1 protein-coding gene is annotated in these 866 nt (G+C 34.6%); it reads right to left on the minus strand.

Annotation, left to right across the window (positions count from 1 at the left end; genetic code table 11):
- A partial coding sequence (repM, locus tag F960_RS17795) for a replication initiation protein RepM (protein WP_004868813.1) occupies positions 1–745 on the minus strand: 745 nt, incomplete at its 3' end.
- Positions 746–866: the final 121 nt, after the last annotated feature.

The following is an 866-nucleotide window of genomic DNA, read 5'->3' on the forward strand; positions in this document are numbered from 1 at the left end:
TCATCTTTGAAGAAAGTTTCAAAGTATTCGGATCTCTTTCTATTGATGTGCTGTCCTTCTTTTTCTGTTTAAAGTTAAAAGAAAATCCTGAAATTGATCGACCTCTTTTGTGTTGTTCATACTTCACTGTGATATCTGTATGTTCGTTAATTTGTTTAATAGCGAGCTCAAGTACACTAGTTTTAAAGCGTTCCATACGCTTGTACTCAGTATCGAGTACGCCAATTCTTTGACGGAAATCACTTAGCTCTATAATTGGAGTAGAGCCCGTACTTCTCCAAGCAATTAATAACTCATATAAACGAACAGCATAAGCACTACTGAGATTACTAACTTGCTGCAATTCATATTTAGTAAAATGCTCTTCTAAGCGGGTAATTAATGGAACTATGGCAGGGGCAAAAATAAGCTTAACCACTGCTTCATTATCTACATATCCAATTTCACTAACCCAACGGGATCTATAGTTCTCAATATTCCCTCTTTCATTTATTTTTTGATAGCTGAATTGTCTTGCAAACAAATCATTACAGGCATCTTTTAATGCCTGATAAGCGGTATTGCGATGTACGCCAAATTGATTGATATAGCTTTCTGCATGGACAGTTAAGGGATCATTAGCATTAATCCCTTTCCCACTTTCTCTTGCCTCAACAATAGCTAATAAAATTAAACGTTGTTCTACTAAATCTAAGTTATAACTTGCATTAATTAAAGCATTGTCTTTTACAACCAATTCTCTCATGAAGCACCAGTATTATTTATTATGCTATGACACCTTAATTAATTTTAGTGCTATAAGCAAGGTAAACGGTGTCATATTGCAAGGTAAACGGTGTCATATTGCAAGGTAAACGGTGTCATAT

The sequence above is a fragment of the Acinetobacter gerneri DSM 14967 = CIP 107464 = MTCC 9824 genome (assembly GCF_000368565.1).
GTDB classification, from domain to species: domain Bacteria; phylum Pseudomonadota; class Gammaproteobacteria; order Pseudomonadales; family Moraxellaceae; genus Acinetobacter; species Acinetobacter gerneri.